This is a genomic window from Pseudomonas syringae pv. cilantro, assembly GCF_001293775.1.
GTDB lineage: Bacteria > Pseudomonadota > Gammaproteobacteria > Pseudomonadales > Pseudomonadaceae > Aquipseudomonas > Aquipseudomonas syringae_P.
Map to the genome: position 1 here is coordinate 381,378 of NZ_LGLN01000033.1, position 20,137 is coordinate 401,514.

The 20,137-nt window shown below is 61.0% G+C and carries 22 protein-coding genes; 16 read left to right on the forward strand and 6 right to left on the reverse strand.

All coding sequences use genetic code 11. The features are described 5' to 3' along the window. Nucleotides 1–37 precede the first annotated feature (37 nt). From ABJ99_RS08665 to ABJ99_RS08720, 12 genes are all read left to right on the forward strand, one after another. Entirely contained in the window at nt 38–1,333 is a 1,296-nt protein-coding gene (locus tag ABJ99_RS08665; protein ID WP_054085470.1) for a cobyrinate a,c-diamide synthase, read from the forward strand. Then, the gene (gene bluB / locus ABJ99_RS08670) at nt 1,330–1,980 is read left to right on the forward strand and encodes a 5,6-dimethylbenzimidazole synthase (protein ID WP_054085471.1); all 651 of its coding nucleotides are present in this window, start codon (nt 1,330–1,332) and stop codon (nt 1,978–1,980) included. Before ABJ99_RS08665 ends, bluB begins: the two co-directional genes overlap by 4 nt. After that, nucleotides 1,977–2,885, forward strand: a complete 909-nt coding sequence (cbiB, locus tag ABJ99_RS08675; protein WP_054085472.1) for an adenosylcobinamide-phosphate synthase CbiB — start codon at nt 1,977–1,979, stop codon at nt 2,883–2,885. The genes bluB and cbiB overlap by 4 nt, the downstream gene beginning before the upstream one ends. Further along, the gene (gene cobD, locus ABJ99_RS08680) at nt 2,878–3,891 is read left to right on the forward strand and encodes a threonine-phosphate decarboxylase CobD (protein WP_054085473.1); all 1,014 of its coding nucleotides are present in this window, start codon (nt 2,878–2,880) and stop codon (nt 3,889–3,891) included. The genes cbiB and cobD overlap by 8 nt, the downstream gene beginning before the upstream one ends. Further along, nucleotides 3,879–5,339, forward strand: coding sequence for a cobyric acid synthase (locus tag ABJ99_RS08685; RefSeq protein WP_054085474.1), 1,461 nt, complete (start codon nt 3,879–3,881; stop codon nt 5,337–5,339). Before cobD ends, ABJ99_RS08685 begins: the two co-directional genes overlap by 13 nt. Further along, nucleotides 5,340–5,861: a bifunctional adenosylcobinamide kinase/adenosylcobinamide-phosphate guanylyltransferase gene (gene cobU, locus ABJ99_RS08690; protein ID WP_054085475.1), complete on the forward strand. Its 522-nt coding sequence runs from the start codon at nt 5,340–5,342 to the stop codon at nt 5,859–5,861. Next, nucleotides 5,858–6,910 (forward strand): nicotinate-nucleotide--dimethylbenzimidazole phosphoribosyltransferase, encoded by a 1,053-nt coding sequence (cobT, locus tag ABJ99_RS08695; RefSeq protein ID WP_054085476.1) that lies wholly within the window; start codon nt 5,858–5,860, stop codon nt 6,908–6,910. Before cobU ends, cobT begins: the two co-directional genes overlap by 4 nt. Further along, entirely contained in the window at nt 6,907–7,479 is a 573-nt protein-coding gene (cobC, locus tag ABJ99_RS08700) for an alpha-ribazole phosphatase family protein (protein WP_054085477.1), read from the forward strand. The genes cobT and cobC overlap by 4 nt, the downstream gene beginning before the upstream one ends. Before the next feature lie 5 nt (nt 7,480–7,484). Then, nucleotides 7,485–8,216 carry an adenosylcobinamide-GDP ribazoletransferase gene (locus ABJ99_RS08705; RefSeq protein WP_054085478.1) on the forward strand — a complete coding sequence of 244 codons (732 nt, stop codon included), beginning with the start codon at nt 7,485–7,487 and terminating at the stop codon, nt 8,214–8,216. A 106-nt stretch (nt 8,217–8,322) separates the two neighbouring features. Further along, the gene (locus ABJ99_RS08710; protein WP_054085479.1) at nt 8,323–9,531 is read left to right on the forward strand and encodes an MFS transporter; all 1,209 of its coding nucleotides are present in this window, start codon (nt 8,323–8,325) and stop codon (nt 9,529–9,531) included. Beyond that, nucleotides 9,528–9,650, forward strand: a complete 123-nt coding sequence (locus tag ABJ99_RS29495) for a hypothetical protein (protein ID WP_054085480.1) — start codon at nt 9,528–9,530, stop codon at nt 9,648–9,650. The genes ABJ99_RS08710 and ABJ99_RS29495 overlap by 4 nt, the downstream gene beginning before the upstream one ends. A 61-nt stretch (nt 9,651–9,711) precedes the next feature. Next, nucleotides 9,712–10,263, forward strand: coding sequence for a glutathione peroxidase (locus ABJ99_RS08720; RefSeq protein WP_007251473.1), 552 nt, complete (start codon nt 9,712–9,714; stop codon nt 10,261–10,263). A 311-nt stretch (nt 10,264–10,574) separates the two neighbouring features. Here the strand turns inward: ABJ99_RS08720 and ABJ99_RS08725 are convergent, their stop codons facing one another. From ABJ99_RS08725 to ABJ99_RS08735, 3 genes are all read right to left on the reverse strand, one after another. Next, on the reverse strand, nt 10,575–11,849 hold the full coding sequence (locus tag ABJ99_RS08725) for an OmpP1/FadL family transporter (protein ID WP_080378078.1): 1,275 nt from the start codon (nt 11,847–11,849) through the stop codon (nt 10,575–10,577). Nucleotides 11,850–12,096: 247 nt separating this feature from the next. Continuing rightward, the gene (locus tag ABJ99_RS08730; RefSeq protein ID WP_024644563.1) at nt 12,097–12,315 is read right to left on the reverse strand and encodes a hypothetical protein; all 219 of its coding nucleotides are present in this window, start codon (nt 12,313–12,315) and stop codon (nt 12,097–12,099) included. A gap of 482 nt (nt 12,316–12,797) precedes the next feature. Then, nucleotides 12,798–13,103 (reverse strand): hypothetical protein, encoded by a 306-nt coding sequence (locus ABJ99_RS08735; RefSeq protein ID WP_054085481.1) that lies wholly within the window; start codon nt 13,101–13,103, stop codon nt 12,798–12,800. A gap of 736 nt (nt 13,104–13,839) precedes the next feature. Here ABJ99_RS08735 and ABJ99_RS08740 point away from each other — a divergent pair. Further along, complete coding sequence (locus ABJ99_RS08740; RefSeq protein WP_162839092.1) at nt 13,840–15,204, forward strand: DNA recombination protein RmuC; 1,365 nt, start codon at nt 13,840–13,842, stop codon at nt 15,202–15,204. Nucleotides 15,205–15,404: 200 nt separating this feature from the next. Further along, a complete protein-coding gene (locus tag ABJ99_RS29500) occupies nt 15,405–15,527 on the forward strand; it encodes a PA1414 family protein (RefSeq protein ID WP_104442737.1) in 123 nt (40 codons plus the stop codon). Between the two features lie 121 nt (nt 15,528–15,648). On the opposite strand, the gene ABJ99_RS08745 is transcribed toward ABJ99_RS29500, so the two are convergent. Continuing rightward, nucleotides 15,649–15,930, reverse strand: a complete 282-nt coding sequence (locus ABJ99_RS08745) for a hypothetical protein (protein WP_054085483.1) — start codon at nt 15,928–15,930, stop codon at nt 15,649–15,651. A gap of 240 nt (nt 15,931–16,170) precedes the next feature. On the opposite strand from ABJ99_RS08745, the gene ABJ99_RS08750 reads away from it, so the two are divergent. Together ABJ99_RS08750 and ABJ99_RS08755 are read left to right on the forward strand one after the other, a co-directional pair. After that, entirely contained in the window at nt 16,171–16,764 is a 594-nt protein-coding gene (locus ABJ99_RS08750; protein WP_054085484.1) for a tRNA-uridine aminocarboxypropyltransferase, read from the forward strand. A gap of 256 nt (nt 16,765–17,020) precedes the next feature. Further along, nucleotides 17,021–17,980 (forward strand): DMT family transporter, encoded by a 960-nt coding sequence (locus tag ABJ99_RS08755; RefSeq protein WP_054085485.1) that lies wholly within the window; start codon nt 17,021–17,023, stop codon nt 17,978–17,980. 27 nt (nt 17,981–18,007) lie between these two features. Here the strand turns inward: ABJ99_RS08755 and ABJ99_RS08760 are convergent, their stop codons facing one another. Together ABJ99_RS08760 and ABJ99_RS08765 are read right to left on the reverse strand one after the other, a co-directional pair. After that, nucleotides 18,008–18,622 carry an NAD(P)H-dependent oxidoreductase gene (locus ABJ99_RS08760; protein ID WP_054085486.1) on the reverse strand — a complete coding sequence of 205 codons (615 nt, stop codon included), beginning with the start codon at nt 18,620–18,622 and terminating at the stop codon, nt 18,008–18,010. Continuing rightward, a complete protein-coding gene (locus ABJ99_RS08765) occupies nt 18,615–20,009 on the reverse strand; it encodes a class II fumarate hydratase (RefSeq protein WP_054085487.1) in 1,395 nt (464 codons plus the stop codon). The genes ABJ99_RS08760 and ABJ99_RS08765 overlap by 8 nt, the downstream gene beginning before the upstream one ends. Nucleotides 20,010–20,137: the final 128 nt, after the last annotated feature.

Here is a 20,137-nt window from a genome sequence, read left to right on the forward strand (position 1 = left end):
CCATTCGTCATGAGAGCACTGCAATGAGAGCCTGCCAATGAGAGCCCCGCGCCACTGCCCGGCGGTATTGATCGCCGCGCCAGCCTCCGGGCAAGGCAAAACCACGGTGACCGCCGCACTGGCACGCCTGCATCGCAATCAGGGCCGCAAGGTTCGGGTGTTCAAGTGCGGGCCGGATTTTCTCGATCCGATGATTCTCGAGCGGGCCAGCGGCGCGCCGGTATACCAGCTGGACATGTGGATGGTCGGCGCCGATGAAAGCCGGCGCCTGCTCTGGGAAGCGGCCGACGAAGCGGATCTGATCCTGATCGAAGGCGTCATGGGCCTGTTCGACGGCACACCGTCCAGTGCCGACCTGGCGCGGCACTTCGGCGTGCCGGTGCTCGGCGTGATCGACGGCACGGCCATGGCGCAGACTTTTGGCGCTCTGGCGCTGGGGCTGGCGCGCTACCAGCCGGACTTGCCGTTCGCCGGGGTACTGGCCAACCGCGTCGGCACGGTACGCCACGCGCAACTGCTGGAGAACAGCCTGACTGAAGGCCTGCGCTGGTACGGCGCGTTGTCACGGGAAGTCGGTTTCGAGTTGCCCAGCCGCCATCTCGGGCTGGTACAAGCCAGCGAGCTGAATGACCTCGACCTGCGTCTGGACATGGCTGCCGCCGCGCTGGCCAGCACTTGTGAGGTGGCATTGCCGCCTGCCGTGACGTTCACGGCACCCGACCCGGTTCAGGTCGAGCCGTTGCTCAGTGGCGTGCGCATAGCCATAGCGCGTGACGAAGCCTTCGCTTTTCTCTATGGCGCGAGCCTCGAGCTATTACTCAACATGGGGGCCGAGCTGAGCTTTTTCTCGCCGCTCCATGACAGCGAGCTTCCTGAAGCCGACAGCCTGTACCTGCCGGGCGGCTACCCGGAGCTGCATCACGTCGCGCTGGCGGCCAACCTGACGATGCAGGCCTCGATCAGGGCGCACCACATCGCCGGTAAACCGATCCTCGCCGAGTGCGGCGGCATGCTTTACCTGCTCAATGCCCTGACCGACGTGGACGGCGTGCGCGCCGAGCTGGTCGGGTTGCTGGCCGGTGAAGCGGTGATGCAGAAGCGCCTGGCGGCGCTGGCCTTGCAAGCGGTCGAGCTGCCCGAGGGCACGTTGCACGGGCACACCTATCACCATTCGCTGACCAGCACTGAGCTGCAACCGATTGCCCGTGGCCTCAGCCCCAATGGCGGGCGTGGCGCGGAGGCGGTGTATCGCCTCGGACGCCTGACCGCTTCCTACGTGCATTTCTATTTCCCGTCCTGCCCGCAGGCAATCGCGGCGCTGTTCAAACCATGACCGAGCCAGCGTTCAGCCCTGAAGAGCGGGCTGCGGTGTACCGAGCCATTGCCGAGCGCCGCGACATGCGGCACTTCATTGGCGGTACGGTGGCGCCCGAGCTGCTGGCCCGTTTGCTGGAAGCCGCGCATCAGGCGCCCAGCGTTGGCCTGATGCAGCCCTGGCGGTTCATCCGGATCAGCGATCCGGCGCTGCGCCGCAAGATGCAGGCGCAGGTGGAAGAAGAGCGCATTCGCACCGCCGAAGCGCTGGGCGAGCGCACTGACGAGTTCATGAAGCTGAAAGTCGAAGGCATCAATGATTGCGCGGAAGTGCTGGTCGCCGCGCTGATGGAAGGGCGAGAGCAGCACATCTTCGGTCGTCGCACCTTGCCGGAAATGGACATGGCCTCGCTGTCCTGCGCGATCCAGAACCTGTGGCTGGCCTCGCGTGCCGAAGGGCTGGGCATGGGCTGGGTATCGCTGTTCGACCCTGAAGCGCTGGCTGGATTGCTGGGCATGCCCGACGGCGCCAAGCCGTTGGCGATCATTTGCCTGGGGCCGGTCAAGGAGTTTTACCCGGCGCCCATGCTGGTCATGGAAGGCTGGGCGCAAGCGCGTCCGCTGAGTGAACTGCTGTACGAAAATCAATGGGGAGTCAGTCAATGAGTGTGGCGCTGTTGAGCGTCGCCGGGGTGGCGCTGGATGCGTTGCTCGGTGAGCCAAAACGCTTCCATCCGCTGGTGGGGTTCGGAGGCTTTGCCAGCCGCGTCGAACAACGTTTCAACAGTGGCGGCCGTGGCTGGCGCAGTCATGGCGTGACGGCGTGGTTCATTACCGTGGTGCCGCTCACGCTGCTGGCCACGCTGCTGAGCTGGCTGCCTTATATCGGCTGGCTGTTCGAGATTCTGGCGCTTTACTGCGCGCTGGGCATGCGCAGCCTGGGTGAACACGTCCAGCCAGTGGCGCAGGCGTTGCGCAGCGATGATCTGGTCGAAGCGCGGCAGCGGGTCGGTTATCTGGTCAGCCGCCAGACCAGCGAGCTGGACGCTACCGAGGTCGCCCGTGCTGCCACCGAATCGGTGCTGGAGAACGGCAGCGACGCGGTATTCGCTGCGCTGTTCTGGTTTGTAGTGGCCGGTGCGCCCGGCGTGGTGCTGTACCGGCTGAGCAACACATTGGACGCCATGTGGGGCTATCGCAACGAGCGGTTCGAGCGCTTTGGCTGGGCAGCGGCAAAAATCGATGACCTGCTCAACTACATTCCCGCACGCCTGGTGGCGTTGACCTACGCGCTATTAGGTAAAACCCGACTGGCGTGGCGCTGCTGGCGCACTCAGGGCCCGACCTGGGACAGCCCGAATGCCGGTCCGGTAATGGCGGCTGGCGCGGGCGCACTGGGTGTCGAACTGGGGGGCGCGGCGATCTATCACGGCGAGCTGCATCAACGTCCGCAGCTGGGCGAAGGCGTTCCGGCCGATGCGGACTCGATCGAACGCGGCTGGCAACTGGTGCAGCGCGGTGTCTGGTTGTGGCTGCTGGTGATCTGCGTGGCGGCTGAATTCTATGCTTGAGCACGGCGGGCGACTGCGCGCTGCGGCGCAACATTATGCGATCGATCAAGCCGACTGGCTCGACCTGTCCACCGGCATCGCACCCTGGCCGTGGGCGATTCCGGAGATTCCGCTGCGCGCCTGGGCGCGACTGCCTGAAACCGACGACGGTCTGGAAGCCGCGGCCTGCGCCTATTACGGTGTGCCTCGACTATTGCCGGTGTCCGGTTCGCAGGCTGCGATTCAGGCATTGCCCAGAGTGCGTCGCGGCGGGCGGGTGGGCGTCCTGTCACCGTGTTATGCCGAGCATGCGCATGCCTGGCGCAAAGGCGGTTACGTGGTTCGCGAGGTGGGTGAGCAAGAAGTCGATGATTTTCTCGACAGCCTCGACGTGCTGGTGGTGGTCAACCCCAACAACCCCACCGGCCTGCACCTCAGCGCCGAGCGCCTGCTGGCGTGGCACGCGCGGCTGGCTGAGCGCGGTGGCTGGCTGGTGGTCGACGAAGCGTTCATGGACAACACGCCGGACCTGAGCGTGGCGGCCGAAACCTGGCGTATCGGGCTGATTGTGCTGCGCTCGTTCGGCAAGTTTTTTGGTCTGGCCGGGGTCCGGCTGGGTTTTGTGCTGGCTGAACCGGTGCTGCTCAAATCTTTGGCGCAGGAAATAGGCCCCTGGTCTGTCAGCGGACCGACCCGCATCATCGGTCAGGCCTGCCTGAGTGATCGGCAAGGGCAGGCCCGGCAGATCGAGCGCAGTGATCAGGCGCGTGATCGGCTGGTGGCGCTGCTCACCCAATACCATCTTGCCCCGGACGGCGGCTGTGCACTGTTTCAATGGCGGGTGACTGCCGAAGCGCCGTCGCTCTACGAGTTCTGTGCCCGACGGGGCGTACTGCTGCGCCTGTTCGCGGGTGCCACACCGGAATCCGCCAGCCTGCGCTTCGGGCTGCCCGGCACCGAGGCTGACTGGCGGCGTCTGCACACTGTTTTGCTTGAATACCGCAAGGAATACCCATGGCCACGCTGATGGTACAAGGCACCACTTCGGATGCCGGCAAAAGCACGCTGGTGACGGCATTGTGCCGCTGGCTGACCCGGCAGGGCGTGAAAGTCGTGCCCTTCAAGCCGCAGAACATGGCGCTCAACAGTGCCGTGACAGCCGATGGCGGCGAGATCGGCCGCGCCCAGGCGGTGCAGGCGCAGGCGTGCTTTCTCGAGCCGCACACCGACATGAACCCGGTGTTGCTCAAGCCCAACAGTGACACCGGCGCGCAGGTCATCATTCACGGTCGTGCCGTCACCACCATGAACGCAGTGGCTTATCACGGCTACAAAGAGATCGCCATGCGGGCGGTGCTGGAGTCGCACCAACGGCTGGGCGAAAGCTACCCGGTGATCATGGTCGAAGGCGCCGGTTCGCCTGCCGAGATCAATCTGCGCGCCAACGACATCGCCAACATGGGTTTTGCCGAGGCGGTCGACTGTCCGGTGCTGCTGATTGCCGACATCAATCGCGGCGGGGTTTTTGCTCATCTGGTCGGCACGCTGGAGCTGCTGTCGCCCAGCGAGCAGGCACGGGTCAAAGGCTTCATCATCAACCGTTTTCGCGGTGACATTGCCTTGCTGCAACCGGGGCTGGACTGGCTGGAGGCACGCACCGGCAAACCGGTGGTCGGCGTGCTGCCTTATGTGATGGACCTGCACCTGGAGGCCGAAGACGGTCTCGATCAGCGCCAGACCGACAAGGCCGAGCAAGTGCTGAATGTGGTCGTGCCAGTGCTGCCGCGCATCAGCAATCACACTGATTTCGACCCGCTGCGCCTGCATCCGCAGGTCAATCTGCAATTTATCGGCCCTGGCCAGGCGATTCCGGCGGCTGATCTGATTATCCTGCCCGGCTCGAAAAGCGTGCGCAGCGACCTGAATTACCTGCGCGCCAATGGCTGGGACACGGCCATCGACCGGCACCTGCGCTATGGTGGCAAATTGCTTGGCATCTGCGGCGGCCTGCAAATGCTCGGCGAGCAATTGCACGACCCGCTGGGGCTGGAAGGCGCGGCGGGTTCCAGTGCCGGGCTTGGCCTGCTCGCGATGAGCACCATACTGGAAAGCGAAAAACAATTGCGCAACGTGCGCGGCCGCCTGACGCTGGAAGACGCAGAAGTCAGTGGTTACGAAATTCATGCCGGCGTGACGACCGGTGCGGCGCTTGAGCATGCTGCGGTTCGGCTGGACGATGGTCGTTGTGATGGCGCGCAGAGTGCCGACGGCCAGATTCTCGGCACGTACCTGCACGGCCTGTTCGAAGCGCCTGCTGCGTGCAGCGCGCTGTTGCGCTGGGCGGGGCTGGAAAACGTGCAGTCGGTGGATTATCACGCGTTGCGCGAGCGCGACATCGAGCGGCTGGCGGACCTGGTGGAAAATCACCTGGACGGCAAGTTGCTCCGCGAACTGTGTGGCCTGGAGGCAAACTGAATGCTGCAACTGATCCTGGGTGGGGCGCGTTCCGGCAAGAGTCGGCTGGCGGAGAAACTGGCGGCCGATTCGGCGCTGAAGGTGATCTACATCGCCACCAGTCAGCCCCTCGACGGCGAGATGAATCAGCGGGTTGCCAGCCATCGCGCCCGTCGTCCCGAGCATTGGGGGTTGGTCGAAGAGCCTGTCGAACTGGCGCGGGTGCTGCGCGAAAACGCCGCGCCTGACCGTTGCCTGCTGGTGGATTGCCTGACCTTGTGGCTGACCAATCTGCTGATGCTTGACGACGCCGAGCATCTGGTTCGAGAGCGTGAAGCGCTGCTCGACTGCCTTGCCGGCTTGCCGGGTGAAATCATTTTTGTCAGCAACGAGACCGGGCTCGGCGTTGTGCCGCTCGGTGAGCTGACCCGCCGTTACGTCGATGAAGCCGGTCTGTTGCATCAGGCGCTGGCCGAGCGTTGCCAGCGTGTCGTGTTAACCGTTGCAGGTCTGCCCCTGACTTTGAAAGGAACCGCGCTATGAGTAATTCCTGGTGGCTCACGCCCGCACAGGCCATTGATGTGCCGATGCGCGAAGCTGCACTGGCGCGTCAGCAGCAACTGACCAAGCCGGCCGGCTCGCTGGCGCAACTGGAGCGGCTGGCGGTGCAGCTTGCCGGGCTGCAAGGGCGCGAGCGCCCGGCTGCCGACACGCTGTGGATCGCGATCTTTGCCGGTGACCATGGCGTCGTCGCTGAGGGTGTGTCGGCGTATCCGCAGGAGGTCACCGGCCAGATGTTGCACAATTTCGTCAACGGCGGCGCGGCAATCAGCGTGCTGGCGCGTCAGCTTTCTGCGCAACTGGACGTGGTCGATCTGGGCACCGTGTCGCCGATGGATTTGCCGGGGGTGCGCCATCTGCGCCTCGGCGCGGGCACTGCCAATTTTGCCCATGGGCCGGCCATGACGGCCGAGCAGGGCATGGCTGCGTTGCAGGCCGGGCGTGACAGCGTATTACGTGCCAAGGCGGTCGGCACCGAGTTGTTCATTGGTGGCGAGATGGGCATTGGCAATACCACGGCAGCCAGCGCGGTGGCCTGTTCGATACTGGAATGCGCCGCGCCGCTGCTGGTCGGTCCGGGCACCGGGCTGAACGCCGAGGGTGTTGCGCGCAAGACTCAGGTCATCGAACGCGCATTGGCCTTGCACGCCGAACAGTCTGGCGATCCGTTGCAAAGCCTGTTCTGTCTCGGCGGCTTCGAAATTGCCGCGCTGACCGGCGCTTATCTGGCGTGCGCGCAGGAAGGTATCGTGGCGCTGGTCGACGGCTTTATCTGTAGCGTGGCAGCACTGGTGGCGGTGCGTCTCAACCCGTCCTGCCGCAACTGGCTGCTGTTTGGCCATCGTGGCGCCGAGCCGGGCCATCGGCATTTGCTGGAGACCCTGCAAGCCGAACCCTTGCTGGACCTCGGCTTGCGTCTGGGCGAGGGCAGTGGTGCAGCGCTGGCGGTGCCGTTGGTGCGTCTGGCCTGTGAACTGCACAACGGCATGGCGACATTTGCCGAAGCGGCTGTGGCGGATCGCCCGGCATGACCTTGCGTCTGGACCTGCTGCGCCACGGCGAAACCGAACTGGGCGGCGGCCTGCGCGGCAGCCTCGACGATGCGCTGACCGACCTCGGCTGGCAGCAGATGCGTTCGGCTGTTATTGACGCTGGCCCCTGGGACCGGATTGTCAGCTCTCCTTTGCAGCGTTGCGCGCGTTTTTCCGAGGAGTTGGCGCAGCGCTTGTCGTTGCCGTTGCAACTGGAGCCGGGTGTGCAAGAACTGCATTTCGGCGATTGGGAAGGTCACAGCCCTGCGCAACTGATGGACACCGATGCTGAAGGTCTGGGTCTGTTCTGGGCTGATCCGTATACCTTCACGCCGCCCAATGGTGAGCCGGTTGCTGATTTTTCGGCGCGGGTGCTGAGTGCCGTGCAGCGCTTGCATCAGGCGTATGCCGGTGAGCGCGTTCTGCTGGTCAGTCACGGTGGCGTCATGCGTCTGTTGCTGGCTCAGGCGCGCGGCTTGCCCCGCGAGCAACTGCTGCAAGTGGTGGTCGGTCACGGCGCACTGCTGTCGATTCAGGTCGCCGCAGGCGGCGTCCTCACAGAGGCCTGACATTCATGCTGCCGTTCTGGATCGCCCTGCAGTTTCTCAGTAGCCTGCCGATCCGCCTGCCCGGCATGCCGCGCCCCGAAGAGCTGGGGCGTTCGCTGCTGTTCTATCCGCCGGTGGGCGTGGTGTTCGGCACGCTGTTGCTGGTTTTCAACGCAGTGCTCGACGGTACGCCGCCGATGCTGCATGCGGCGTTGCTGCTCAGCCTCTGGGTGCTGCTCAGTGGTGGTTTGCACCTGGACGGTCTGGCGGACAGTGCCGACGCCTGGCTAGGCGGTTTCGGTGATCGCGAACGCACGCTGACCATCATGAAAGACCCGCGCAGCGGACCGATTGCCGTGGTCACACTGGTGTTGGTGCTGCTGCTCAAGTTTGCCGCGATTCTGGCGCTTGTCGACAGCCACAACAGCAGCGGATTGCTGCTGGCACCGCTGATCGGGCGCAGCGCGATGCTCGCTTTGTTTCTGGGCACGCCCTATGTGCGTTCTGGTGGTTTGGGGCAAGCGCTTGCCGATCATTTGCCGCGCAGCGTCGGGCGCAAGGTGTTGTTGGCCAGTGCGGTGGCCTGCGTGCTGTTGGCTGGTGGGTCAGGGGTCGCGGCGCTGCTGGTCTGCGTTGTGTGTTTCTTCTGGTTGCGGCACCTGATGATGCGCCGCCTGGGCGGGAGCACGGGCGACACGGCCGGGGCGCTGCTTGAGCTGTTGGAACTGGCGGTGCTGTTGACGCTGGCCTTGCTCTGACCCGCTGCCAATGCGTTGTTGACAGCTTTTACCGGCAGCGCGTAGCTTCGCGGCTCTTATGTAAAAAGATGTAAAACCATGTAACACAACGTGCAGGGAGCTCACCATGACATCGATCTGGCGTACCAGCGGCTGGATTCTGCTGGGCAGCGCGTTGATTCTGGCGTTATCGCTGGGTACACGCCACGGCTTCGGTCTGTTTCTGGCACCCATGAGCGCGGATTTCGGTTGGGGGCGTGAGGTCTTCGCGTTCTCCATTGCCTTGCAAAACCTGATGTGGGGGCTGGCACAGCCATTTGCCGGAGCGCTTGCGGACCGCTTTGGCGCGGCGAAAGTCGTGTTTGTCGGCGGTATCCTGTATGCCGTGGGGCTGCTGTGCATGAGTATGGCGGATTCGCCCCTCAGTCTTTCGTTGAGTGCGGGCTTGTTGATCGGCATCGGCCTGTCGGGCACCTCGTTTTCGGTCATCCTCGGCGTCGTGGGCCGAGCGCTGCCTGCCGAGAAGCGCAGCATGGGCATGGGGATTGCCAGCGCGGCAGGTTCATTCGGCCAGTTCGCCATGCTGCCCGGCACACTGGGATTGATCAGTTGGCTGGGCTGGTCGGGTGCCTTGCTGGTGCTGGGCGTGATGGTCGCGTTGATCCTGCCGCTGGTGGGTATGCTCAAGGACACGCCAAGCGTATCGACCGGTGTCGAATTGACCCTGGGCGAAGCGTTGCGCGAGGCCTGCGCGCACTCGGGCTTCTGGCTGCTGGCGCTGGGCTTTTTTGTCTGCGGCTTTCAGGTGGTGTTCATCGGCGTGCATCTGCCTGCCTATCTGGTGGACCAGCACTTGCCGGCCAAGGTCGGCACCACCGTGCTGGCACTGATCGGGCTGTTCAATATCTTCGGCACTTACACCGCCGGCTGGCTTGGCGGACGCATGTCCAAGCCAAGGTTGCTGACAGCGCTCTATCTGCTGCGCGCGGTGGTGATCGTATTATTTATTTCGGTTCCGCTCAGTCAGACCAGCGCCTACCTGTTCGGCGTGGCGATGGGCTTGCTGTGGCTGTCCACCGTGCCTCTGACCAATGGTACGGTGGCGACGCTGTTTGGCGTGCGTAACCTGTCGATGCTGGGCGGTATCGTTTTTCTGTTTCATCAGCTGGGTGCTTTTCTGGGTGGCTGGCTAGGCGGTCTGGTGTACGACCGAACCGGCAGCTACGACCTGATCTGGCAGGTCTCGGTGTTGCTGAGCCTGCTGGCGGCAGCGCTCAACTGGCCGGTGCGCGAACGCCCGGTGGCCAGGTTGCAGGCGCAGGGCGGCCTGGCATGAGCGGGCGCTGGCCTCTGCTGTCTGCCTTGCTCGCGGGCGCGGTGTTGTTGGGGGCGGTCTGGTGGGGCTGGCAACAGGTCGGGCTGGCGGCACTGCAATTGGGCCTGGGTGCCTGCTAGGCAGACGGCATTGCTTGGGGTAGCGTGTCGGCAGACGACAACACTCTTCAGGGACGCCATGATGAAAATTCGCTTTGTTTCGATCCCTCTTCTGCTGCTGGCCATGAGCGGCGCGGCAATGGCCGCCGATTGCCCGCCGTTGCTGCAAGGCGAGCTGCCGAAGCTGCGCGCCAAGGAAAACATCGACCTGTGCAAACGCTTCGCCGGCAAGCCGCTGGTGGTGGTCAATACCGCCAGCTTCTGTGGCTTCGCCCCGCAGTTCAAAGGGCTTGAAGAACTGAGCCAGCGCTACAAGGGGCAGGGGCTCGAAGTGCTCGGCGTGCCGTCCAACGACTTCAAGCAAGAAGCCAAAGACGGTGAAGAGACCGCAAAGGTCTGCTACGTCAACTACGGCGTGACCTTCACCATGACCGAGCCACAGCCCGTGCGCGGTGACGATGCCACCCACCTGTTCAAAGTGCTGGCCGAACAAAGCAGCGCACCACGCTGGAACTTCTACAAATACGTCGTTGATCGCCAAGGCAAAGTAGTGGCCAACTTCTCCAGCATGACCAAACCGGATGATCCTGAGCTGATTGCAGCGATTGAAAAGGCGATTGCGTCGAAGCCTTAGGGAGTGGTGGGGTATGAATACGGTGTCATGTCCTGCCAATAGCAGCGCTTTCTTACCGCTATGGCACTGACGACGCAGAGTGCGACGTCAGTGACAGGGCGAAGGAACCCGACGAAGTCGGGCCGGAAANCGCAGAACCGCTGTGTGACGCGCAGGCGCCACACAGAGGACGCAGAGCGTCCAGAACTGCATGCCGACGCCGAGCGTCGGCACGATAGTCAACCAATGCAGGCCTGAGGGCACCAAGCGCGCAACAAAAAGCCCGCAACCATCACCGGTTGCAGGCTTTTTTTCAGCCTTGCAGTTGTTTATCAGAAACGATAAGTAACCGAAGTGCCCAGGCCGTGCGCCGTGTTGCGGTAGTCGGCGCTGTACGACTGTTTGGTCGGGCTGCTGTCGCGGATCTTGGTTTCGTCTTCGCGCAGGTACGAGTACGCCACATCGATGGTCAGCTCGTCACTCGGGCTCCAGCCAGCACCGAAGCTGATGATCTTGCGATCGCCAGTCGGGATGCGTGGAGAACGGTTGTTATTGTTGGTTGGCGACTGATCGACCGAGAAGCCAGTACGCAGCGTCCACTCTTTATTGACCTTGTACGAAGCACCGATGGCGTGAGCCCAGGTGTCATGCCAGTTCTGCTCTTCGGTGATGGTGCCGATGCTTGGGGCCAATGGTGTGGGCACGCCGCTGTTTTCGACGGTAATGTCCTGCAGACGACTCCAGCGAGTCCAGGTACTGCCTGCGTAGACAGTCCAGTTTTCATCAATTTTCTGGGTGACGGAGAGATCCACCGACTCAGGTGTCGAGATGTCCAGCGAAGCGTCGTATTTCCGGCCGGAGAAACCGCCAAAGCCCGACCCCTCGATCTTGGTCTTGCCTTCAAGCTTGTAGTCGACCTTGGAATGGTAGGTCAGGCCCAGGCGCGTGGTATCAGTCGCCTGCACCAGAATGCCCGCATTGAAACCGATAGCAGTGTCATCGCCTTCGATCTTCACCTTGCCGTCATTGCGGCCAGGGCTTCGGGCGTTCAGCGTAGCCGAGGTCAGCTCGCCATCAATGCGGTTGATGGTCGGGCCGAAACCGATGGAAACCTTGTCATTGAACGCGTAGCTGACAGTCGGTTGGAAAGTGACCACCTGGACGTGGCTCTTGTCACCCCAGTAGCGGCCTGCGAAGCCTTTTTCATAATCAGTGACCAGGCCGAACGGTACGTACACGCCCAGGCCGAATGCCCAATGATCGTCGATAGGTTTTACGTAGTAGCCCATCGGCACGCCAACCACGGGAACCATGTCACCGTCGTTGCTGCCGCCGAAAGTGCCACGACCGTTGTCGATGTCGGTCTTGGCGATCACGGCTGCGGCGCCTACGCTGATTTGTTCGCGTTTGAGACGGGACATGCCGGCAGGGTTGCCAAACACAGTGCTGGCGTCATCAGCTGAAGAGGAGCGACCTGCGAAACCGGTGCCCATGCCGCTGATACTTTGTTCGTTGAGGGCGAAGCCGGCAGCGAGCAGTTGAGAAGATGCCAGACCCAGAGCGAGCCCAAGCGTTGTCCGGTTAAGTGTTTTTGTCATTATTTTCATTATTAGAACTCCTTGTTGTTCACCGCTGGAAAATTACCAACATTTTCGATGGTGCGCTATAGCCTGAGGAGCCCGATTTAGAGCTATTCTTGTAGGACAATCCCGATAGTGCAGTAGGAATTTTATTTTCGGCGAAGTTCTGGTGTGGATGCGTCAGCTGGTTCAGTCATTAAAAGAACGCACAATAAAAAGCCCCGCCTTGCAGGGCGGGGCTTTTCAGTCGCGTGCGTTCAGAACATCACCGCTGTCAGGCAACGAGTGCCTGACGAGTACGCTCGATCACGGCCTGCAGCGGCTCTGCGCTTGCATACTGATCGGGGTACAGGCGTTCGCTGTGACGAGCGATGCCGTGTTCGTTGACAATAGTGAAACTGAAGCAGCCTTTGCGAGCAGCCATTATCAGGCAGTTCATTGGGGCAAACGCGTGGGTAAGCGTGTGGATAGCGTGTTGAGTTTGAGTGTTCATAATCAAGGTGTTCCTGAAGCAACACGGAACAATACCGTGCATAAATAAAGATTCCAGTAAACGCGGGCCGACATTTGATATAAAAGCCTGGCTGGGCGGAGAACCTGACTGGAACAAAGACAGGCAGTTTAAGCGCACTTTTATCGTATGGCGCTCTTGCTGACCGGTAGGTACTTAGGAGGGCAGGCAACACAACAGGAGCAAAGGTTCGACGCTCCGGGTGAAGATCCTGATCAATTGCAGGCTGGTTGAAGCAGGCCATGAGCGCCGTGTCTACACTGTCACCTGACTGGGTGGATCAGTGCGAAAGGTTCATGCCTGGAAACCATCGAGGTGGTCGATCCCTTGTTGCCAACATTCTCGTCGCATGGAGGAGTGTCTGTCGGGGGACGTGTCGACCGGAATTGATTTTTCAGCTTGGTACTAACGGCGGCAATGTTATCTGCGCTGTTCGATCATTGCAAGAGGCGCATGAAATAAATTTACCAGTGCCCGGCCAGTCGGTAGGTAAGCACCGTCGCAGATGCGACCATCGAGCATCCCAGCACGTAGGCAGCGATGGTCAGGTGCAGCGGGTGTCGATCTCTGATAGCGCGCATGATGTCACCGGACTCGTTGATACGCCCTTTGCTCAGGCCGCTGCAGATGATCAGCATCAGAGCGATGGCAGACAACAGCACGGTATAGGCAAAGACGCCGCCGTCCGGTGGGGGCAGAACGATGCTTGTTGCCAGGGCGATGAAGCAGACGGCCATCAGCAGCAAGAAGAATTTCGATATCTCCTTCATGGATCCCTTTACTGAATCGATAGTGACTGGCGATAAAGCCTTCAGGCACGCCTTTTTCTAATTTTTCGCCTTAACGACTTCCACGGCTGGCGCGGAGTATGAAACAGGCGAGTGCAGAATGGAATTTACTGTTGCCAAAACAGAGCTGTGGGCCGCGTATTCATTGAGAATTCGACGCAATTGAGCCATTTTGTGCAAGTGCGTGAAATGCCTGGAAAAAGCCCCGGCGGTGAATTGTGCACATTAGCTTCACAAGCTGCCACATCACTGTCACAAGCGTGGCTAAGGGTTTGATTTATGATGGTGAATTATTAAGTCAATGAAAAACATCGTTTTTTTTAGCTGGTGAAAAAATCGTCAGTTTGAGTGCAGGCCCCATCCCGTCTACGTTTGCGGAGGTTAAAGGGGGGTTGTCCACTGAGTTATCCACAGCTTCTGTGGATTGTCCCGAATCAAATGTCCCCAAAATGGGGGCTGTGCGTGGCAGTGAAAGCGCGTAGAATCCGATCCCCCGATTTGCTCCCGCCTGTGATCTCGCCTCGCCTGAGAGGCTGTTTCTGCTGCACTATCCACGCTTTCATCACACTGCCGCTGGCGCCGATTCAGCCTGCATGGAGTCTTTATGGCACTGGACCTCAACAGCCTGTTACTGGGGCTTGCCGCATCAGGATTGCCATTGTTGGCACTGCTCTGGCACATGCAGCGGCGTCTGGCGCTGCGTCAGGCCGAGAGCGCCTTGCTGGACGAGCGCCTGAGCATGGCGCAGATGGCCCAGGAAGGTCTTAACGCGCAACTGGATGCCTGCCGTGATGAGGTCAGCGATCTGGGGCAGGCCAATTCCGCCAAGCAGGCTGATCTTGCCGCGCTGCGCCGTGAAGTCGAATTGCTGCGCGAGGAAAGCGACAATGCCCGCGAAATGGCCCAGGGCTGGGCTGTCGAGCGTGCCGGCAGAGAAGCCGAGCTGCGTCGCCTGGATGCCCAATGTGCAGCGCTGAGCGCCGAGCTGCGGGAGCAACAGGATAGCCATCAGCAACGCCTTAACGATTTGCAAGGCTCACGGGACGAGTTGCGTGCGCAGTTTGCGGAACTGGCAGGCAAGATTTTCGACGAGCGCGAACAACGGTTCGCCGAGACCAGCCAGCAACAACTGGGGCAACTACTCACGCCGCTCAAGGAGCGCATCCAGTCGTTCGAAAAGCGCGTCGAAGAAAGCTATCAGAACGAGGCGCGTGAGCGTTTTTCGCTGGCCAGGGAGCTCGAGCGTCTGCAGCAACTGAATCTGCGCCTGAGCGATGAGGCCACCAACCTGACCCGCGCGCTCAAAGGGCAGAAAACCCAGGGCAACTGGGGGGAGCTGATTCTGGAGCGGGTGCTTGAGCATGCCGGGCTGGAAAAGGGGCGTGAGTATCAGACCCAGGTCAACCTCAAGGGGCCGGATGGCGAGCGGTTTCAGCCAGACGTGTTGATCATGTTGCCGGGCGACAAGCAGGTGGTCGTCGATGCCAAGGTCAGCCTGACCGCTTACCAGCAATATGTGTCGGCCGACGATGACGTGATTGGTCAGGCGGCGCTGAAACAGCACGTATTGTCGCTGCGCAATCACGTCAAAGGTCTTTCCGGCAAGGATTACAAGCGTCTGGAAGGGCTGCACAGCCTGGATTTCGTTTTGCTGTTCGTGCCCATTGAAGCCGCTTTTTCGGCGGCATTGCAGGCTGAGCCCAATCTGTTTCAGGAGGCGTTCGACCGCAATATCGTGATTGTCAGCCCGACCACGTTGCTGGCGACCTTGCGCGTCATCGACAGCCTCTGGAAGCAGGAACGACAGAGTCAGAACGCCCGGGAAATCGCCGAGCGCGCAGGCTGGCTGTACGACAAGTTCGTGCTGTTCATTCAGGATCTGGACGAGGTGGGTAACCGCTTGCAGCAACTGGACAAAGCTTATTCGGCGGCGCGCAACAAGCTGACCGAAGGGCGCGGCAATCTGATCAGTCGTAGCGAACAGCTCAAGTTGCTGGGCGCGCGTGCCAGCAAGAGCCTGCCTGCCGACTTGCTGGAAAGAGCGATGACCGATGGAGAAGGGCTGATTCGCCAGCCAGAGTGACGCCTTCGAGGCGTTGGTGTAATGTCCGGTAACAGGCCGTCCGTCGTAAAGACTAGAAGCGGCCCTGCACAAATGTCACATTGGCTGCATCGGAAAAATTGTTTTCCGTGTCACTCGGCTAACGGTTCATTTGCTTCTATGATCTATTAGTGAGTAATGAGTACAGATTGACTGCCGGGTTTTTCCCTCAAGGGGGCTTTATGAATAGCAAGTTGCAAGAGTGGCTCCATGATCTGGGCGTTGCGCTGGGTCTTATCGAACGACCTAAACTGCAACCCATTCCGGTTCGTGCCGACGATAACCGTCGTCGCCCACGCCGCTAAGCGTTTCGCTTCACCCTGTTGACTGGGGGCGCATGCTTAGTCACCTCAAGTATCGCAGCGGGGCGTAAAGGACGTCCCGGCAGTAGACGTTTACTCAATGCCGATGCCTCGGCCTTGCTCCTTACCGGCTTTTCTTGCCCTCGTTCGATTGTGTCTCTCGTTCCGATTCCCGCCCCAGCAACAGAATCATGTCGACTACCATGGTCAGTGCGGTGGTTTGCGTTGTCATGAAGTCAGGGAACGTGAAACCGAACTTTTCTCCCAGGGTGCCGAGCAGCTTCTCGATGTCTTCGTCATCCAGAACCAGGTCCTCAAACGTGGCTTCTTCGCGAATTTCGGATTTGTCCACCAGGATGATGCCCAGCGTGTCAAACACACTCTGTTTAATTGCCGCGCGATTCATGAGTACTCCTGATAGTGATCTTCAGGATTAGGCAGGCGTACATCATGTCACCAGCTTGGACCGTTCAGATTAGTTCAAATAGGCGGCACGACCCGGGATGACAGGGGCGCAAGTGTGTGAAGTTGTTTAAACTGCGCGATTGTTCGACAGGCGGTGGCTGCACGAGCCGCTCGCCATCCCCGCTGCTGATGCGGATCTTCGCTGTTGACCCTTGCCGCAGGGCTGCCCGAGAGAGAATCGATGTCCCGTGCCCGCTGTGAACGTTGTCTGCGCCCGACTGCCTATTGTCTGTGCGCATTGATCCCGCAATTGGGCAGTCGCACCCGCGTGCTTATCCTGCAACATCCCGGTGAGGTCAATCACGCGCTGAACACGGCGCGGCTGGCCGCGTTGGGGCTGCTCAACGCAGAGTTGCGCATAGGTGAGGTATTCGACGATCTGCACACGCTGTTGAACCCGCCTGGCTATCAGCCGCGATTGCTGTTTCCCGGCGAAACTGCCGAAACACTCACGCCTTATGCCGGTGAGTCGCTGCCGATGCTGCTGGTCGTGCCGGATGGCACCTGGCGCAAAGTGCGAAAAATGCTGCACCTCAACCCGTTGCTGGCGGCATTGCCGCGCGTCAGCCTGAGTGACGTGCCGGCGTCGCGTTATCGGTTGCGCAAAGCGCCGGGGCCGGATGCGTTGTCGACGCTGGAGGCGATCGTGCATGCCTTGCAAGCGCTGGAAGCATCGAGTTCCTTCGACGCGCTGCTTGAGCCCTTCGATGCCTTGATCGAGGGCCAGATTCAAGCGATGGGCAGCGAAACGTATCAACGTAATCACGGCGGTTGAGCGGCGGTAACACAATTTGCGGCATTAACCGCGCCCGGTTGTGGCTATCGCTTTCCTGCATTGCACCTTAGGCAAAGTGGCTACACTCGGTGATGCTGCGTTAAAAACAGGCTCGTGCGCGAGTCCGATCGGAATGCTCATTTACAACCAGTAGAGTCGGGCGCGACCCCGGCCGTTCCTTGCCTGACCTTCGCTCGCCGACTTTTCGTACAGAGCCTAAAATGATGCTGTCGTTCCACTTCTCACGGGATTTCCGATGCATATTTCTTCTGGTCGCCGGGCCTATGGGCTGTGTCTGTCGCTTCTGACTGCGCTGCTCTGGGGCATTTTGCCTATCAAGCTCAAGCAGGTTTTGCAGGTGATGGATCCGGTGACTGTCACCTGGTTTCGGCTTCTGGTCTCTGGCGCTTTGTTATTCGTCTGGCTGGCTTCGGCCAAGCGTCTGCCCAGTTTCAAGGTGCTGGGTCGCAAGGGCAAAATACTGGTGCTGCTGGCGGTGTTCGGGCTGGTCGGCAACTACGTGCTGTACCTGATCGGCTTGCGCCTGCTGAGCCCGGGCACCACGCAATTGCTGGTCCAGGTCGGGCCGATTTTTCTGTTGATCGGCAGTATCTTTCTGTTCAAGGAGCGCTTCAGCGTGGGGCAGGGCATCGGCCTGCTGGTGCTGTTGATCGGCTTCGGGTTGTTTTTCAATCAGCGTCTGGTCGAACTGTTCACCTCGCTGGGTGATTACACCCTCGGGGTGCTGGTTGTGCTGCTGGCGTCGACCATCTGGACGTTTTACGGGTTGAGCCAGAAACAGTTGCTGACCGTATGGAATTCGCTGCAGGTCATGATGGTGATCTACCTGTTCTGCGCCTTGCTGCTCACGCCGTGGGCACACCCTGCCGAGGCCTTGTCGCTGAGCCCGTTGCAGGGCTGGTTGCTGCTGGCCTGCTGCCTGAATACGCTGGTCGCTTATGGCGCGTTCGCCGAGGCTCTGGCGCATTGGGAAGCGTCGCGGGTCAGTGCCACGCTCGCTTTGACACCTCTGGTCACGCTGGCGGCTGTGGCGTGCGCCGCCTGGTTATGGCCGGATTATGTGCAGGCCGAAGAGCTGAATGTACTGGGTTATGGTGGGGCGCTGCTGGTGGTTTTGGGGTCAGCACTGACCGCGCTCGGGCCTTCGCTGATTGCCGGGCTGCGGGCGCGCAAGGCGAGGCTGGCCCAGGCCTGACGGCTTGTGTTCAACGTTGAATGAACGTCAGCGTTTGCCCAGCCTCTGTGCTTGCAAAATCCACTCCTGACGCTGTTGCTCGGTAGCACTGTGCACCGGGGCGAACTCGGTCAGGCGTTTGGTCTTTATTCCGCAGAACCCGAGAATGGTGCGGACCATCTGGCGGTGCGCAGGTGCGCCGTATATCCAGTGAAAGTAGCGGGCGGGCGTGTCCATGGCGACCAGCAATTCCGCGGTGCGGCCCTTGAGCAGCTCATTGGAAGCATGCTTGCGGCCGTGGGTCTTGAACGCAAAACCGGGCATCAGCACCCGGTCGAAGAAGCCTGTCAGCAGGGCAGGCAGGCCACCCCACCAGACGGGATAGATGAACACCAGATGTTCCGCCCAGTGAATCTGGCGCTGGGCGTCGAGCAGGTCGGCTTCCAGGGTCTGCGTCTGGCCGTAGCCGTGGTGCAGAATCGGGTCGAAATCCAGTTCGCCCAGTTTGATGATCCGCACCACATGGCCTTCGCCCCGCGCCGCCTGCGCATAGGCGTCACCCAAGGCGTGACAAAAACTGATGGCTTTCGGCGTGCCGTACACCATCAGGATTCGTTTGCCATTGCCTTCCAGTGGCGTTGCGCCGCTTTTGGCATCAGCCATTGCTGCCTGCCTCGAGCATTTTTTCCGGCCGGACCCAGGCGTCGAACTCCTCATCGGTCAGGTAGCCCAGCGCCAGCGATGCTTCGCGCAGTGTCAGGCCTTCGGTATACGCCTTTTTGGCAATTTGTGCGGACTTGTCATAGCCGATGTGCGGATTGAGTGCAGTCACCAGCATCAGGCCACGTTCCAGGTGCTCGGCCATTTTTTCCGCATCCGGCTCCATGCCGGCGATGCAGTGTTCGTTGAAATTGCTGCAGCCGTCGGCCAGCAGGCGGATCGATTGCAGAATGTTGTGAATGATCACCGGCTTGTATACGTTCAACTGCAGATGGCCCTGACTGGCCGCAAAGCCGATGGTCACGTCGTTGCCCATAACCTGACAGGCGAGCATCGACAGCGCTTCGCATTGGGTCGGGTTGACCTTGCCAGGCATGATCGAACTGCCTGGCTCGTTGGCTGGCAAGCGGACTTCTGCCAGCCCGGTACGCGGACCGGAGCCCAGCAGGCGCAGGTCGTTGGCGATCTTCATCAGCGTCCCGGCCAGGGTTTTCAGGGCGCCGGAGAGTGCCGCAAGCGGTTCGTGCCCGGCCAGCGCGGCGAATTTATTGGGCGCCGTGACGAAGGGCAGCCCTGATAACGCAGCCAGTTCTGCCGCGATGGCCTCGGCAAAACCTTTCGGCGAGTTAAGCCCGGTGCCGACAGCGGTGCCGCCTTGCGCCAGCTCGTAGACGGCGGGCAGGGCGGCACGAATGGCTTTTTCTGCGTAATCGAGTTGGGCAACGAAGCCTGACAGCTCCTGGCCAAAGGTGATCGGCGTCGCGTCCATCATGTGCGTGCGCCCGGTCTTGACCAGTTTCATGTGCCGGGCGGCCTGTTCGGCCAGCCCGCTGGACAGCTCGGCAATCGCTGGCAGCAGGCTGTTCCTGACCGCCTGAGCGGTGGCGATGTGCATGGCGGTCGGGAAGCAGTCGTTGGAGCTTTGCGAGCGGTTGACGTGGTCGTTGGGGTGAACCGGCGACTTGCCGCCACGGCCTTGACCCGCAAGTTCGTTGGCGCGACCGGCGATCACTTCGTTGACGTTCATGTTGCTCTGCGTGCCGCTGCCGGTCTGCCAGACGACCAGCGGGAACTGCGCGTCGTGCTGGCCGTCGAGCACCTCGTCGGCAGCCTGTTCGATCAGGCGGGCGATGTCGGCAGGCAGATCGCCGTTACGGTTGTTGACCCGCGCGGCAGCCTTCTTGATCAGGGTCAGCGCGTGCAGCACGGGCAGCGGCATGCGCTGATCGCCAATCGCAAAGTTGATCAGTGAGCGTTGGGTCTGAGCCCCCCAATAGGCGTCTTCGGGGACTTCGATCGGGCCGATGCTGTCGGTTTCGGTGCGGCTCACAGGTCTTACTCCTTTAAGTACGTTGCAGGGTTAGGTCATCATAAGCAGACAGGGTTCCCGAACAGTGCTTTTTAACCGCTCGGTGAACCGGGGGTTGAGCCAAAAGCCCACATAAGCGCAGAATGGTC

Excerpts from the sequence above, each read along its gene's own strand:
- ABJ99_RS08665 (WP_054085470.1), top strand. The coding sequence starts at position 38 with ATGAGAGCCCCGCGCCACTGCCCGGCGGTATTGATCGCCGCGCCAGCC.
- bluB (WP_054085471.1), top strand. The coding sequence starts at position 1,330 with ATGACCGAGCCAGCGTTCAGCCCTGAAGAGCGGGCTGCGGTGTACCGA.
- cbiB (WP_054085472.1), top strand. The coding sequence starts at position 1,977 with ATGAGTGTGGCGCTGTTGAGCGTCGCCGGGGTGGCGCTGGATGCGTTG.
- cobD (WP_054085473.1), top strand. The coding sequence starts at position 2,878 with ATGCTTGAGCACGGCGGGCGACTGCGCGCTGCGGCGCAACATTATGCG.
- ABJ99_RS08685 (WP_054085474.1), top strand. The coding sequence starts at position 3,879 with ATGGCCACGCTGATGGTACAAGGCACCACTTCGGATGCCGGCAAAAGC.
- cobU (WP_054085475.1), top strand. The coding sequence starts at position 5,340 with ATGCTGCAACTGATCCTGGGTGGGGCGCGTTCCGGCAAGAGTCGGCTG.
- cobT (WP_054085476.1), top strand. The coding sequence starts at position 5,858 with ATGAGTAATTCCTGGTGGCTCACGCCCGCACAGGCCATTGATGTGCCG.
- cobC (WP_054085477.1), top strand. The coding sequence starts at position 6,907 with ATGACCTTGCGTCTGGACCTGCTGCGCCACGGCGAAACCGAACTGGGC.
- ABJ99_RS08705 (WP_054085478.1), top strand. The coding sequence starts at position 7,485 with ATGCTGCCGTTCTGGATCGCCCTGCAGTTTCTCAGTAGCCTGCCGATC.
- ABJ99_RS08710 (WP_054085479.1), top strand. The coding sequence starts at position 8,323 with ATGACATCGATCTGGCGTACCAGCGGCTGGATTCTGCTGGGCAGCGCG.
- ABJ99_RS29495 (WP_054085480.1), top strand. The coding sequence starts at position 9,528 with ATGAGCGGGCGCTGGCCTCTGCTGTCTGCCTTGCTCGCGGGCGCGGTG.
- ABJ99_RS08720 (WP_007251473.1), top strand. The coding sequence starts at position 9,712 with ATGAAAATTCGCTTTGTTTCGATCCCTCTTCTGCTGCTGGCCATGAGC.
- ABJ99_RS08725 (WP_080378078.1), bottom strand. The coding sequence starts at position 11,849 with ATGAAAATAATGACAAAAACACTTAACCGGACAACGCTTGGGCTCGCT.
- ABJ99_RS08730 (WP_024644563.1), bottom strand. The coding sequence starts at position 12,315 with ATGAACACTCAAACTCAACACGCTATCCACACGCTTACCCACGCGTTT.
- ABJ99_RS08735 (WP_054085481.1), bottom strand. The coding sequence starts at position 13,103 with ATGAAGGAGATATCGAAATTCTTCTTGCTGCTGATGGCCGTCTGCTTC.
- ABJ99_RS29500 (WP_104442737.1), top strand. The coding sequence starts at position 15,405 with ATGAATAGCAAGTTGCAAGAGTGGCTCCATGATCTGGGCGTTGCGCTG.
- ABJ99_RS08745 (WP_054085483.1), bottom strand. The coding sequence starts at position 15,930 with ATGAATCGCGCGGCAATTAAACAGAGTGTGTTTGACACGCTGGGCATC.
- ABJ99_RS08750 (WP_054085484.1), top strand. The coding sequence starts at position 16,171 with ATGTCCCGTGCCCGCTGTGAACGTTGTCTGCGCCCGACTGCCTATTGT.
- ABJ99_RS08755 (WP_054085485.1), top strand. The coding sequence starts at position 17,021 with ATGCATATTTCTTCTGGTCGCCGGGCCTATGGGCTGTGTCTGTCGCTT.
- ABJ99_RS08760 (WP_054085486.1), bottom strand. The coding sequence starts at position 18,622 with ATGGCTGATGCCAAAAGCGGCGCAACGCCACTGGAAGGCAATGGCAAA.